Origin of the sequence: Legionella sp. D16C41, assembly GCF_048541585.1 — a bacterium.
Taxonomy (GTDB): Bacteria; Pseudomonadota; Gammaproteobacteria; order Legionellales; family Legionellaceae; genus Legionella_C.
This window is the reverse complement of the sequence record NZ_CP183303.1, coordinates 81,307-94,150: the sequence shown is the minus strand read 5'-3', so window position 1 is coordinate 94,150 and position 12,844 is coordinate 81,307. Positions and strand designations below refer to the sequence as shown.

Here is a 12,844-nt window from a genome sequence, read left to right as displayed (position 1 = left end):
CAGAATAAACAGCTATAGTTAGAGAAACGGCTATAAATATTCAGTTAAAACTTTTTCGAAAAGCGATTACAGTGATTAGCAATTTTTTAAATAAATTTAAGGATAAAGGTTTTTGAAAAAGGGTTAAGGGAGATTGCTATGAAGAGAGTTACTATTACGTCTTTATTATTCTCAGCAGTAACGCTTTCTAATGCCGATACACTAGCTTCAATAAATGTAAGTAGCCTTGAATCACAATCACTTACACCGATTATAACTGAAAATCCTGATCAAACTATTCATTTACAACCTAATACCAGTTCGCCTAAAAAATTTAATTCCGGTGTTATTGTGCCTAATAATATAAATAGTAATATAACGCCAACCTCGGGTAATACAAATAACAACACCAACACTAATACAGGTCCAACTTCTATAGATGAAAATGGTAATACGACAAATACCACTACAACTATAGACAGCAACAATATAATTGATATAACAGGTCCAAATTCTATGGATGAAAATGGTAATATGACTAATGGGGGGGGTGATACTATTACCAATTTAAATGCCATCCCTAACGATAGCACCTCAACTAATTTAAATGATAATACAGATACTAATGACTCAACGGATAATACTATTAATGCGCCAGCTGTAACTACATCGCCTGCAATAAATCAAGATAGTGGTACTGCTAATGATTCAGTCAATTCCAGTCACTAAGCCGAAGCTTTTTTAGGGACAATTTAAATAATATTATGTTAGATGGTAATTCAGTTGTAAGTGAGATAACAATAAATTCAATATAATTAGAACTAACTTAGTAATTACCTCCTTGACTCTTATTAATTTAACTTTAGCAGCCCTAAAATTAAGTATTTTTACTTAATTTAATTTCGTAAGGTGAGATTAAGTGATTTCTAATTACTATTTCTTAGTCAATCAGGTAATATAGCGTTAAATTTTAAAAAGTAAAATCTATGAGTAAGCAAGAAAAAACAACTCATTTTGGCTTCACCTCTGTTGCATGGCATGAAAAAGAGAAGAAAGTTCGCGCTGTTTTCCAATCAGTTGCTAAGAATTATGACTTAATGAATGATTTGATGTCATTTGGTATTCATCGGCTTTGGAAGCGCTTTACTATCGAATTAAGTCAAGTTAAACCAGGTCACATTGTACTCGATTTAGCAGGTGGCAGTGGTGATTTAACAAGATTATTAAGTCATAAAGTAGGTGAAAAAGGACAAGTTATTCTTGCAGATATTAATGCTGATATGTTAAATGTTGGCCGAGATAGGTTAATTAACGAAGGTCTCATTAATAACATTACTTATGTGCAAGCTAATGCAGAAACATTACCTTTTAAAAATAATAGCTTTCATTGTATTACCATTGCGTTTGGCTTGCGAAATGTTACCAATAAAGAAGAAGCCCTACGTTCTATGTTTCGGACTTGTAAACCTGGTGGCAAGTTATTAGTTTTAGAATTTTCTATGCCTAATTTGCCTGGCTTAAAAACCGTTTATGATTGGTACTCTTTTAACATTCTACCTAAAATAGGGCAATTTATTGCGCATGATGCTGATAGTTATAAATATCTTGCTGAATCAATCCGTATGCATCCAAAGCAAGAAGATTTAAAAAAAATAATTGAACAAGCTGGATTCGAAGATTGTCAGTATTTAAATTTAAGTGGTGGTATAGTGGCTTTACATATCGCCTATAAATATTGAGAATAATATGATTAAAAAATATTCTTTAAAGGCACTACAGACAGCGATTAATCATGCTCTTTCTTTAGATGAGAGTATGCCCACAAAAATTTCCGCATTCCATGATAAAATAATTGAAATTATTATTGGCCCTTTAAATGTTAATTTTTTTATTACTTTTAAAGATGGCGAACTCCATTTACTAGATAGCACTCTAAATCCACCAGATACCGTTATTCATAGCAATCCTTTGGGGCTTATTCGTTTAAGTTTTCTACCTGCTTCTAAGGCGCGTTCACTATTTAATGACAAAATGCGTGTATCAGGAGATGTTGAGCTAGGCTTAGCTTTAAAAAAATTATTTGATGAAATAGATATTGATTGGGAAGGTCACTTAGCTTATTTTACCGGTGATGTCATTGCTCATCAATTAGGCTCTATGTTTAGACGTAGCCTAGAATTTAAACGCCAACTTAGCGCTTCATTGCAAAATAATACCATTGACTACATCCAAGATGAGCTCCGTTTATTCCCTTCACATGAAGAGGTAGAAAATTTTTTTGCTGATATTGATCAATTAGTGTTAGACGTTGAGCGATTACATGCACAAATTAATTTACTGGATAAGCAATGAAATCCATTAAGCAATTACTCCGTTTAATTCATATTAATACCATTTTAGCGCGCAACGGACTAGATCAGCTCATTGTCTCCATTCGGCTTTTTGCCCCTTTACGATTTATAGTTTATTTAAACCCTTGGAATTGGTTTCGTAAGGACCCACTCACCCGTGGTGAAGCACTTCGTAAAACTTTAGAAGACTTAGGACCAATTTTTGTTAAGTTTGGCCAGGCATTGTCTACTCGACCAGATATTATTCCAACTGATATCGCCTTAGAGCTTTGTAAACTACAAGATAATGTCCCACCATTTTCAAGCGAGCGAGCATTAGCCATTATTGAAAGCGCTTTTGGCCGCTCTGCTTTTGATGTCTTTGCTTATTTTGATCCAGAGCCTTTAGCCTCTGCTTCAATGGCTCAAGTACATGCCGCAAGGTTAAAAACTGGGGAAGACGTTGTAGTAAAAGTTTTACGACCTAATATGCGTAAAATTATTGATCAAGATATAAGTATTATGTATACCATTGCCTCACTTGCTGAGCGCTACTGGTCAGAAAGCAAGCGACTTAAGCCTCGCGAAATAGTACAAGAATTTGAACACAACTTAATAGATGAGCTTGATTTACAACGTGAAGCAGGTAATGCTGGCCAATTACGTCGTAATTTTCCGAACTCACCTTTATTATATATTCCTGAAGTTTTCTGGGATTATACGCGTGAAAATGTCATGGTTATGGAACGAATTCATGGCATCCCTATTAGCGATATTGCGGCTTTAAAAGCGAATAATGTTGATTTTAAAAAATTAGCAGAACGCGGTGTAGAAATCTTTTTTACCCAGGTTTTTAAACACTGCTTTTTTCATGCAGATATGCATCCGGGTAATATATTTGTTTCCTATGAGCATCCAGAACAACCACAATATATTTGTATTGATTTTGGCATTATCGGTACTCTCAATGATAATGATAAGCGTTATTTAGCTGAAAACTTTTATGCTTTTTTTAATAGAGATTACCGACGAGTCGCTGAATTACATGTTGAATCAGGTTGGGTTGCAAGAAACACCCGTATTGAAGAATTTGAAAGCGCTATTCGTACAGTTTGCGAGCCTATTTTTGAGAAACCCTTAAAAGATATTTCTTTTGCTCAAGTTGTTTTACGGCTGTTTCAAGTTGCACGTCGCTTTAATATGGAAGTTCAACCTCAATTAATTCTTCTGCAAAAAACGCTCTTAGCTATTGAAGGCTTAGGCCGACAACTTTATCCCGAGCTAGATTTATGGGCAACTGCAAAGCCTTTTCTCCAAAATTGGTTAAAAGAGCAATTAGGACCTAAAGCGTTTGTTAGAAGATTGCGTGAAAATATACCCTTTTTTGTCGAAGAATTACCGCATATGCCACGTTTATTGCAGGAAGTAATAGTCTTAAGTAAAGAAGAGAAAATACGTGCATTAAATAACATTACAAATGACCAACGCTTTCTTGATTCAGCTCAAAACAATTGGTTTAAAGGGTTAGGCTTTGGTATTTTTATTACCATGCTCTTTGTAGGCTTCTTAAATTACTTAAATTTAATTAATACAGAAAATCTGACACTTACTACTTTTATTATTGCTTTGTTTGGTGGTTTAATCTATGTAGGTAACCGTAATAATAGGAGCTAACATGGGATTAAGCGGCATAAGTCCATTATCATTATTGCTTATTTTTTTAATCGTTCTCGCTTTATTTGGTACTAATAAATTGAAGAACATTGGTTCTGATTTAGGAAATGCAATCAAAAGCTTTCGCAAAGCACTAAATGATGATGACAATAGTAATGAGAAAAAATCATGAACATGGGCGAAATAATTATTATTCTTATCGTCGCCCTTATCGTTTTCGGCCCTAATAAATTACCGATGCTAGCCGAGCATTTAGGTAAGGTCATCCGCCAACTTAATTTATTTAAAGCTCAATTAGCCAATTTTTGGCAAACTCAACTTAATGAACAACAACTACGTGAAAACGAAGAGAAAGCAAAGAAGGTAGATACGATTTACCAAGATAAAAACTAATAGTTCTTTTGCTATGATAAAGTAGATAGCAGCCTTTTTACCTAATGCTAGATAAGTCAGAAATAAATAGTGGACTGCTTCGGAGAACCTATTAGTGCCGACCAAAGAAGTCTATGAATAAATCAATATAGGATTTAGTATGGGTGAGCCAGATTTATCAACAACTGAATTTATTGCACAAGAAGAGCACGCTATAAATCAGCTCATAAGCGGCAGCCAGCTAATACAAACTCGTCTGGGTGCTATCGAAATTAATTATAAAGATAGCGATAAGAACAACATTAACCTTCAACAGCAACCGAAAGATTTAGCATCCACTATTCTCTTAATTCATGGCGGCATGGGCGGACAAGATCAATCCATGATGCTTTTTGATTTCTTTTTTGGCCTAGGCTGTAATTTACTCGCTATTTCTCGACCAGGCTATGGTAATTCACCTTTATTAGAAAACAAATCAGCAACGCAACAAGCAGACTTAATAGCTGCTTTACTTGATGAACTTTCATTAAAAAGTGTGGTTGCTGTAGGGTTCAGTGCTGCTGGCCCCTCTCTTTATGAATTTGCTATACGTTATCCTCAGAAAGTTAAGGCTATTATTGCTATTAATTGTATTTCAATGAAGTATCAATTAAGACAAGCAGCACCACTTATTAGTCAAACCGTGTTTAGCGATCCCTTTACCTGGCTTGCTAATAATTTATTACGATTTTCGCCTAAAGCAATAGCATCATTAATATTACGCGCAAATAGCCTTTTAAATAGAGAGCAAATCAAGGCAGCAGCTGCCTATATTGCTAAAGATAAAACTAAATTGAAATACATTATCCGTCTTTGTAAATCAATTTTAAATTACAATACTATGCGCAAAATTGGTGTCGAAAATGACATCAGCGAGGGCCGTCAACTTATTCCGTTGCACTTAGAGCAAATTGCTTGCAACACTTTAATTATTCATGCCACTGCCGATGCAGCTGTACTATTTTATGATGGTGTAAATAGTGCAACTAAAATTCCACATGCACAACCTATTTGGATAGAAGGTGGTTCACATTTTTCTTTTTGGCTGGATAAAGAGGCAAATGGTGTTCAACAACGTGCCAAAAATTTTATCTTAGAGCATGTCATTAATTAAAAAGTTAAACCGGCTAATCTTCATTAAAGGCTATACGAAATTACTCTATAAGAAGCCCAAACTTTTAAAAAGAGTAGCTTAAACTATTACAAACTATTTTAGGTCTAACCACTAAATTATAGTTAGCCTATTGTGGGCCAAAACGATCTTCAGGTCGATGACAATAGGGTACTTTATGATGTTTAGAGTAATAAGCTTGATGATAATCTTCTGCTGGCCAAAAGGTTGATACCTCTAGCAGTTTAGTCGCCACCCTATAGCCACGTTTCTGTAGCTGCTCAATCAGTGATTTTGCCTCACTAAACTGCTCATCATCATAATAAAAAATAGCACTGCGATATTGTGGCCCTATATCTGGCCCTTGCCCATTGGATTGAATAGGATCGTGAATTTCAAAAAAGCGTTTAATAACGGTATGATAATCTACCTTGGCTCGATCATACACGACTCGAGCAGCTTCATAATGTCCTGTCGTGCCACTACAAACTTGTTCATAAGTAGGTTCTTGAACAGCACCCCCGCTATAACCTACTTCAACCTTTAGCACGCCAGGAATCAGCTTTAAAAAATAATCTATTCCCCAAAAACAACCACCGGCAACAATTGCTTCTTCTGTATCTAACACCGTTGTATTTGGTACAAAATCAATCGATACTGAGTTCACGCAATGGCGAATATTTTTTTGGGTTAAATGCTCGCCGGTAAAAACGTGACCTAAGTGGGCATTACAACGCTGGCAAACTATCTCTGTCCGCATTCCATCTTTATCGGGTACCTGTTTAACAGCTTGAATAATATTTTCATCAAAACTGGGCCAGCCACAACCCGCATTAAACTGGCTTTGAGCCCTAAATAAAGCAAGGCCACAACGCCTACAAAGATAGGTGCCTGGCCCTGCTAAATGATTATAAATACCAGTATTAGGATATTCGGTCGCTTTATCGCAGATAACCCGTTTTGCAAGCGGTGTAAGACTAGCTGTTTTATCAAGATAGGTATCCATTTGTACACCTCGCTTAGCAAAAATAGTTAAACTAGATATCAATAAATTAATTGCTACGATTACAAATTTTATCTGCCATATAACCGATAGCGCCCGCATAATAGATAGAATTATTATAGCGTAAAATCATCTTATAGTTTGGATAAGCTAGAAAAACAGGGCCTCCATTAGGCTGAACAATACTAGCATCTAAGTTTGGATAAGGTAGCGATTGCCCGTCTAGGGTACGTACACCCAAAGCATCCCATTCACTTACTTTCTTAACGATGCTCTTGCCTTGCAAATTAGGATCAAACCCCTTAGGTAATTTAACATGAATAGCCCAAGGCTGACCTGTTTGCCAACCATTTTTCTTCATATAATTAGCAATTGAAGCAAAAACATCAGGCTTACTCTCCCAAATATCTTTACGACCATCGCCATCATAGTCAACCGCATATTTAACCCAACTAGAAGGTAAAAATTGTGGCTGGCCAGAGGCGCCTGCCCATTCACCTTTAAAGTGGTTTAAGGTTACATGACCATCATTAAGAATCCGTAGCGCAATGAATAATTCGCGGCGAAAAAAATCAGGGCGTGTTGATTCATAAGCCAAGGTGGCGAGTGATCTTATTACAGGAAAATTACCCATATAAGTACCATAACTTGTTTCCATACCCCAAAATGCCACAATGAAACAAGGGTCTACGCCAAAATGCTGACCAACATCCTCAAGAAGGGCTTTATTGTTATTATAATGTTTACGGCCCATAGCAATGCGATAACTATCAGCCCGCGTATTTAAATACTTAGTATATGTTAAACGATGCTCAGGCTGGGAGCGTGCAAGGCTTTTTACTGTTCGGCTTGGCTCACGTATATCGGCAAATGCTTGATCAAAAACTTCAGCAGAAACACCTTGATTAATAGCCTCTTGTCTTACGCCGGCAACCCATTGATTCCAATTCTGGCTTGCCATTATTAAAGGTGAAAAGCAAAGCAGTAACCAGGGCAATAAGTTAAATGTCAACTTTCTCATCTTTTTCCCTCATTAAATTAGGTCGCTTATTATATTAACCTGACAGCCCATGGATATATAAATTAATATATTCATCCTTGTAGAATACATCTAATGGCGTTTACTTAAAGATGCTGTCACTTCGCATAGGCAGAAATGACATTATGCAATGTTGACGCCATTGGGTATATATGCAGGATTTATGCCGTAATTTTTTATAAATTTGTAAAAGCTTATTCTAATATAATTTATTATTAGTGCTAAAGCATCTAATAGATCCTAGCTATTTTAAACTTTGATGAACGGCTCGATTTCAGTGCGTTACTCCAAATACAATTCCTTGATAAGCCAAGATGATATACTGGGGTCGTCGGCTTAAGAAAATTTTATATTGAACTAAGAACTTAGGAGATTAGTTTAAGTCTGTGCCTACCTCTACATCCCTCGGCTTGTCCGAGGGCTCCAGGAAACTCGCGCGAAAAATAAAATCTAGCGATATTAAGACGTAAGTTGACGCCATTAGCTGTCTTATTGAAGCATTTGCTGCAAAGTTGGCCAAACGTTGTTCAATATTTTTATTTGTGCATTCTGATTGGGATGTAAACCATCTGCTTGCATCCAAGCAGGATTACCCGCAACGCCCTCTAGAAACATAGGTATTAAACGAACCTGATATTGCTTAGCTAAATCAGCATAAACTTGCTTAAATTGATTCAAATAAGCAGTACCATAGTTCGGCGGTAGCAATGTTGCTAGTAAAAGAACATGCGCTGATTGCTGTTGCGATTCAATAATTAATTGCTTTAAATTATTCTTCAAATCAGCAATGGATAAACCCCGCAGACCATCATTAGCGCCTAATTCAATAATAACAATATCTGGTTTATATTTAGATAAGGCCTTTGGTAATTTAGACAGTCCATTTGAAGTGGTGTCGCCGCTTGTACTATAGTTAACAACTTGGTAAGGTAGCGATTCTTTTTTTAAACGATCATTTAATAAGTTGACCCAACTTTTATTATCTTCTAAACCATAACCAGCACTTAAACTATCACCAAGCACAAGAATCGTCTTTGCATAAAGTGGTGTTATTATAAAAATGAAACAAATTATAGAAAGGAATTTTTTAAGCATGAACAATCCTGATGCAATAATTAAATTAGTAGATGTTAATTATAGCATCGTCACAAATAACATAACTTTAAGGATTCTAGAAGCTATTAATTTAAGCATTCCAGCAGGTGCAACCATTGCAATTACAGGCGTTTCTGGTTCCGGCAAAACAACCTTACTTAATATTATGGCCGGTTTAGAGAAACCTACTTCAGGGCAAATTTATTACGGCTCACAAGAAATTAGTAAGCTTGATGAAGATAGCCGAGCTAAGCTTAGAGCCCAACAAATTGGGTTTATTTTTCAATTTTTTTATTTATTACCTAATCTTACAGCACTTGAAAATGTCATGTTGCCTTTAGAGATTAATCAGCAGAAAAATCCCGACAGTATAGCTATGTCTTGGCTTGAAAGGGTAGGATTGAGTAAACGAGCAAAGCATTATCCAAGTCAATTATCAGGTGGTGAGCAGCAGCGTGTTGCTATTGCGCGCGCTTTTGCATTTACGCCATCTGTGTTATTTGCCGATGAACCCACCGGGAATTTAGATAAAAAAACAGGACAAGCCATTATTGAACTATTATTTGCTCTTAACCAAGAACATCAATCAACTTTAGTCATTGTGACGCATGATGATACCCTAGCAGCTCGTTGCCAATTGCACTGGCCACTTATTGATGGAAAGCTGCAATGTTAAATCTTTCTTTAATTTTACGGACTTTTTTACGTGATTGGCGTAGTGGCGAGCTGACTTTATTAACGTTAGCACTAATTGTCGCTGTAACTTGTACCAGTACTTTAAATAACTTTACTTTTTCAGTGGAAAGCTTACTCAATCAACAAGCAGCTCAAATGCTAGGCGCCGATGTAGTTGTTAGTAGTAATTTACCCATACCGCAAAATTGGACAGCAAAAGCACAGGAATTGCATTTAACTGAGACGCAAACGCTTTCTTTTTTGAGTATGGTCACAGCTAACGATAAATTACAGCTTACCCAAATTAAAGCGATAACATCACCTTATCCTTTGAAAGGAACCTTAAAGATTGCGCCACAACCTTTTACCCCTAGCCAGTCTGTTAATAGTGCGCCAGCATTAAATCAGGTATGGGTTGAAGCAAAATTGTTATCACTCTTAAGTATTAATATCGGCGATAAAATTACGATTGGTGACGCCATCTTTACCGTTAGTGCTCTTTTAATTGAAGAGCCAGGTCAAACAGGAGATTGGTTTAATATTGCGCCACGACTAGTAATGAATCAGGCTGATCTTGCAAAAACAAAGGTTATCCAAACTGGTAGTAAGGTTACTTATAATTGGTTATTGGCAGGTAATGACAATCAATTAACGTTATTAAAAAAATCATTAAATCCACCACTAACCGAGCAACAAAATTGGCAAGATAAAACAGCTAACCCTGCTATTGTTAAAGCTATTGAACGTACTGTGAGTTATTTAAATTTAGGTACGGTAATCAGTTTAATATTAGCAGGTATTGCTATTAGCATGGCTATGCATCGCTATAGTCAAAGGCATCAACAGCACGTAGCTATTTTAAGATGTTTTGGTGCTTCAGAACGTGATATTTTTATTCTTTATTTAAGTAATATATTTACTTTAGGATTTCTAGCCTCTTTAATTGGCATACTATTAGGTTATATTCTACAACCTCTTTTAGTCACTTGGTTACAAGGTTTACTACCTAACTTTACTATTGAATTAAGTCTTAAACCAGCTTTTTTAAGTTTAATAACAGGCCTTCTAACCTTATTAAGTTTCACCTTTTTTCATCTGTTATCATTACGTCAAATTACAGCGATTACTCTCTTTAAACAGCATAGCTTTCAAGCCAATTCACTTTTAAACTATGCTATTGCTTTTCTAATAATTTTCGGGGTTTCTTTTTTATATATTCACTCCTGGCGCTTAATTGTTATTGTCCTTGCTGGATTAGTATATTTCATGCTTCTTGCTTTGGGCCTATTAATAATTAGCAATTTATTAATTAAGCCTTTCAAAAATAAACTTTCCTTTGCCTGGCGCTTTGGCTTTGCAACTATTCAAAGAAATTTAATTAATAGCTTATTACAGTTGATTGGTATAGGTTTAGCTTTAGCAGCCTTTTTAACTTTAAATCTTTTTAAAACTAATTTAATCGAAAACTGGCAACAACAATTGCCTTCGGATGCTTCTAATTTTTTTGTTATTAATATTCAGCCTGATCAAACGCAAGCTTTCAATGACTTTCTTCAGCAAAATCAAGTTAAATCTGCTCTCTTTTATCCTATTGTTAGAGGCCGTTTGATTAGTATAAATAATACACCCGTGGCAGTTAGATTAGGTGAGAAAGCCAAAGAAATTAATGCACTGCAAAGAGAGTTAAATTTTTCTTGGACCAATACGTTGCCCGAAGAGAATAAGCTCGTTCAAGGAAGATGGAATCTTAAACATACGCCCTGGCTTTCAATTGAAGAAGAGCTTGCAAAGCAATTAGGAGTTAGTGTGGGAGACACTTTAACCTTTCGAATCGCTGAGCAAATTATTACCGTTCCCATTACAAGTATTCGACAAGTCAATTGGACTAGTTTTAAACCTAATTTCTTTATTTTATTTAATCCTGATTTATTGGCTGATTTACCTAGAACTTATTTAACTAGTTTTTATTTACCAGAAGGTAAACAAGATAAATTATTAAGTTTAGCTAAGCAGTTTCCTAATATCACAATTATAGATGTTGCTAACACTATCAAAAAAGTACAAACAATTTTAGAAAATATTAGTAAAGCAATTACCTTGATTACTTTATTTAGCCTGCTAATAGGTATAATTATTGTAATACTCGCGATGCTTGCTTTTAATGATATTAAACAGAAAGAAGTTCATATTTTAAAGCTATTGGGGATACAAAAGAAAACTTTATTTTGGATTCGAAGTAGTGAATCTGCTATTATTGGCTTTTATGCTGGCCTTCTCGCTGTTGCTTTAGCCCTTTTCACTAATTATTACTTTAATACAGTAATACTTAATTTAACCTTTAAAGCGCCCTGGGCACTTATAGTCAGCACACCTATTTTTACCACTTTTTTTAGTATTTTAATTAATTATATCATTCTGATAATGTCTATCAAAAAAACGTAATGCTATTGTTTTAAGATCACTTATAGCTGAGGCGTTAAAAGACTAATTGGTATAAAAATTTTTATAAGTAGTTTGATTTTTTTATTAAAAATTTAATCATTTCCAATATTAATACAGTAAAATAGCTGGTTATTTATAAAGTACTTATTATGATTATTTTATATATTCCATTCGAGCGTTCAAACTGCGGTAATCTCAATGAAGGAGCGCAAATATGGCAAAGTAATTATGCTTTAAGCTCTCCTGAAAAAATTAAAATTATTTATTATAAAGATGATTTCGATATTGAGGAGATTGACCCTCATAGCAAGCTTTATATTTTAGCACATGGGTATACTAATAATCCTAATATTTTGGCAAATCATAGTAATATTAATTTAGCAAGTGCAATTAGTATTGAGACTTTAGCATCACGTTTTAATTATGATTTTTCAGGCTTAATTCATTGTTTCCATTCAATCCATCTTTACTGCTGCGGTAACCTTAATAAAAATCAATTAATTGCAAAAAATTTCTATCAATCTATTATAAAAAGTGAAGATACACGCATCTATTATTATCAAGGTACATTATCTGTGGTAAATCAGCTAGGGCAATTCTGGACACAACAAAATAACCGTTTGATGCTTGCTACTCCTTTAAAATTAATAGAAAGCGACAGTAAACCTGAAATACCTATCTTTGCTCGTTTGCCATATAAAATGAATACCAGGCCAACTCACCAAGAATTTCAAGAAAAATCACGCGCTTATACTGCTAATAAAAGAAAAGAAACTAGATTTAAATTTTTTCAAGATCTAAGAAATGAAAGAGTAACTCTTGCTAGAACAATGGATATAGATAAGGCATTATCAAATTCTAATTTAGCCCAAGCATACAGCCAAAAATAAACTTCTTTCAATTAGAAACTTTGCCAGAATCAGCGTTATCCACACGAGAATCGAAATGCCCTACCCAAACAACTTAAAGGTGCTGTTAAATAATTAATTATTGCAAATATACTTAAAAGATTTAGTTAAAATTAACTTATATAGTGCAGAGCAGTTCAACTCGGTCTATTATTAAATTTACCCTTATTAATTAAA

13 protein-coding genes are annotated in these 12,844 nt (G+C 34.8%); 10 read left to right on the top strand and 3 right to left on the bottom strand.

Annotation, left to right across the window (positions count from 1 at the left end):
• Positions 1-138: 138 nt before the first annotated feature.
• The 7 genes from ACNVED_RS00425 (at position 139) to ACNVED_RS00395 (ending at position 5,508) form a co-directional block, all read left to right on the top strand.
• Positions 139-708 carry a hypothetical protein gene (locus ACNVED_RS00425; protein WP_419419803.1) on the top strand — a complete coding sequence of 190 codons (570 nt, stop codon included), beginning with the start codon at positions 139-141 and terminating at the stop codon, positions 706-708.
• Between the two features lie 257 nt (positions 709-965).
• On the top strand, positions 966-1,718 hold the full coding sequence (ubiE, locus tag ACNVED_RS00420; RefSeq protein WP_419419802.1) for a bifunctional demethylmenaquinone methyltransferase/2-methoxy-6-polyprenyl-1,4-benzoquinol methylase UbiE: 753 nt from the start codon (positions 966-968) through the stop codon (positions 1,716-1,718).
• Between the two features lie 7 nt (positions 1,719-1,725).
• Positions 1,726-2,331 carry a ubiquinone biosynthesis accessory factor UbiJ gene (locus ACNVED_RS00415; RefSeq protein WP_419419801.1) on the top strand — a complete coding sequence of 202 codons (606 nt, stop codon included), beginning with the start codon at positions 1,726-1,728 and terminating at the stop codon, positions 2,329-2,331.
• The gene (gene ubiB, locus ACNVED_RS00410; RefSeq protein WP_419419800.1) at positions 2,328-3,983 is read left to right on the top strand and encodes a ubiquinone biosynthesis regulatory protein kinase UbiB; all 1,656 of its coding nucleotides are present in this window, start codon (positions 2,328-2,330) and stop codon (positions 3,981-3,983) included. Before ACNVED_RS00415 ends, ubiB begins: the two co-directional genes overlap by 4 nt.
• Position 3,984: 1 nt before the next feature.
• A complete protein-coding gene (gene tatA / locus ACNVED_RS00405) occupies positions 3,985-4,155 on the top strand; it encodes a twin-arginine translocase TatA/TatE family subunit (RefSeq protein WP_419419799.1) in 171 nt (56 codons plus the stop codon).
• Positions 4,152-4,376 (top strand): twin-arginine translocase TatA/TatE family subunit, encoded by a 225-nt coding sequence (locus tag ACNVED_RS00400; RefSeq protein WP_419419798.1) that lies wholly within the window; start codon positions 4,152-4,154, stop codon positions 4,374-4,376. The genes tatA and ACNVED_RS00400 overlap by 4 nt, the downstream gene beginning before the upstream one ends.
• Before the next feature lie 139 nt (positions 4,377-4,515).
• On the top strand, positions 4,516-5,508 hold the full coding sequence (locus ACNVED_RS00395; protein WP_419419797.1) for an alpha/beta fold hydrolase: 993 nt from the start codon (positions 4,516-4,518) through the stop codon (positions 5,506-5,508).
• A 127-nt stretch (positions 5,509-5,635) separates the two neighbouring features.
• Here ACNVED_RS00395 and ACNVED_RS00390 read toward each other — a convergent pair whose 3' ends face one another.
• The 3 genes from ACNVED_RS00390 to ACNVED_RS00380 form a co-directional block, all read right to left on the bottom strand.
• Entirely contained in the window at positions 5,636-6,511 is an 876-nt protein-coding gene (locus ACNVED_RS00390) for a bifunctional methionine sulfoxide reductase B/A protein (RefSeq protein ID WP_419419796.1), read from the bottom strand.
• Positions 6,512-6,557: 46 nt separating this feature from the next.
• Positions 6,558-7,469: a lytic murein transglycosylase gene (locus tag ACNVED_RS00385; protein WP_419421122.1), complete on the bottom strand. Its 912-nt coding sequence runs from the start codon at positions 7,467-7,469 to the stop codon at positions 6,558-6,560.
• Positions 7,470-8,036: 567 nt separating this feature from the next.
• Positions 8,037-8,642, bottom strand: a complete 606-nt coding sequence (locus ACNVED_RS00380; RefSeq protein WP_419419795.1) for an arylesterase — start codon at positions 8,640-8,642, stop codon at positions 8,037-8,039.
• Between ACNVED_RS00380 and ACNVED_RS00375 the strand changes: the two genes are divergently transcribed.
• From ACNVED_RS00375 to ACNVED_RS00365, 3 genes are all read left to right on the top strand, one after another.
• Positions 8,641-9,318, top strand: a complete 678-nt coding sequence (locus tag ACNVED_RS00375; protein WP_419419794.1) for an ABC transporter ATP-binding protein — start codon at positions 8,641-8,643, stop codon at positions 9,316-9,318. The two genes, ACNVED_RS00380 and ACNVED_RS00375, sit on opposite strands and share 2 nt — an antisense overlap.
• Entirely contained in the window at positions 9,312-11,759 is a 2,448-nt protein-coding gene (locus tag ACNVED_RS00370; RefSeq protein ID WP_419419793.1) for an ABC transporter permease, read from the top strand. Before ACNVED_RS00375 ends, ACNVED_RS00370 begins: the two co-directional genes overlap by 7 nt.
• Before the next feature lie 149 nt (positions 11,760-11,908).
• Positions 11,909-12,649, top strand: coding sequence for a hypothetical protein (locus ACNVED_RS00365; protein WP_419419792.1), 741 nt, complete (start codon positions 11,909-11,911; stop codon positions 12,647-12,649).
• Positions 12,650-12,844 lie beyond the last annotated feature (195 nt).

What these genes read in the sequence shown, in the direction of transcription:
- ACNVED_RS00425 (WP_419419803.1), top strand. Translation starts at nt 139, where the DNA reads ATGAAGAGAGTTACTATTACGTCTTTATTATTCTCAGCAGTAACGCTT.
- ubiE (WP_419419802.1), top strand. Translation starts at nt 966, where the DNA reads ATGAGTAAGCAAGAAAAAACAACTCATTTTGGCTTCACCTCTGTTGCA.
- ACNVED_RS00415 (WP_419419801.1), top strand. Translation starts at nt 1,726, where the DNA reads ATGATTAAAAAATATTCTTTAAAGGCACTACAGACAGCGATTAATCAT.
- ubiB (WP_419419800.1), top strand. Translation starts at nt 2,328, where the DNA reads ATGAAATCCATTAAGCAATTACTCCGTTTAATTCATATTAATACCATT.
- tatA (WP_419419799.1), top strand. Translation starts at nt 3,985, where the DNA reads ATGGGATTAAGCGGCATAAGTCCATTATCATTATTGCTTATTTTTTTA.
- ACNVED_RS00400 (WP_419419798.1), top strand. Translation starts at nt 4,152, where the DNA reads ATGAACATGGGCGAAATAATTATTATTCTTATCGTCGCCCTTATCGTT.
- ACNVED_RS00395 (WP_419419797.1), top strand. Translation starts at nt 4,516, where the DNA reads ATGGGTGAGCCAGATTTATCAACAACTGAATTTATTGCACAAGAAGAG.
- ACNVED_RS00390 (WP_419419796.1), bottom strand. Translation starts at nt 6,511, where the DNA reads ATGGATACCTATCTTGATAAAACAGCTAGTCTTACACCGCTTGCAAAA.
- ACNVED_RS00385 (WP_419421122.1), bottom strand. Translation starts at nt 7,469, where the DNA reads ATGGCAAGCCAGAATTGGAATCAATGGGTTGCCGGCGTAAGACAAGAG.
- ACNVED_RS00375 (WP_419419794.1), top strand. Translation starts at nt 8,641, where the DNA reads ATGAACAATCCTGATGCAATAATTAAATTAGTAGATGTTAATTATAGC.
- ACNVED_RS00380 (WP_419419795.1), bottom strand. Translation starts at nt 8,642, where the DNA reads ATGCTTAAAAAATTCCTTTCTATAATTTGTTTCATTTTTATAATAACA.
- ACNVED_RS00370 (WP_419419793.1), top strand. Translation starts at nt 9,312, where the DNA reads ATGTTAAATCTTTCTTTAATTTTACGGACTTTTTTACGTGATTGGCGT.
- ACNVED_RS00365 (WP_419419792.1), top strand. Translation starts at nt 11,909, where the DNA reads ATGATTATTTTATATATTCCATTCGAGCGTTCAAACTGCGGTAATCTC.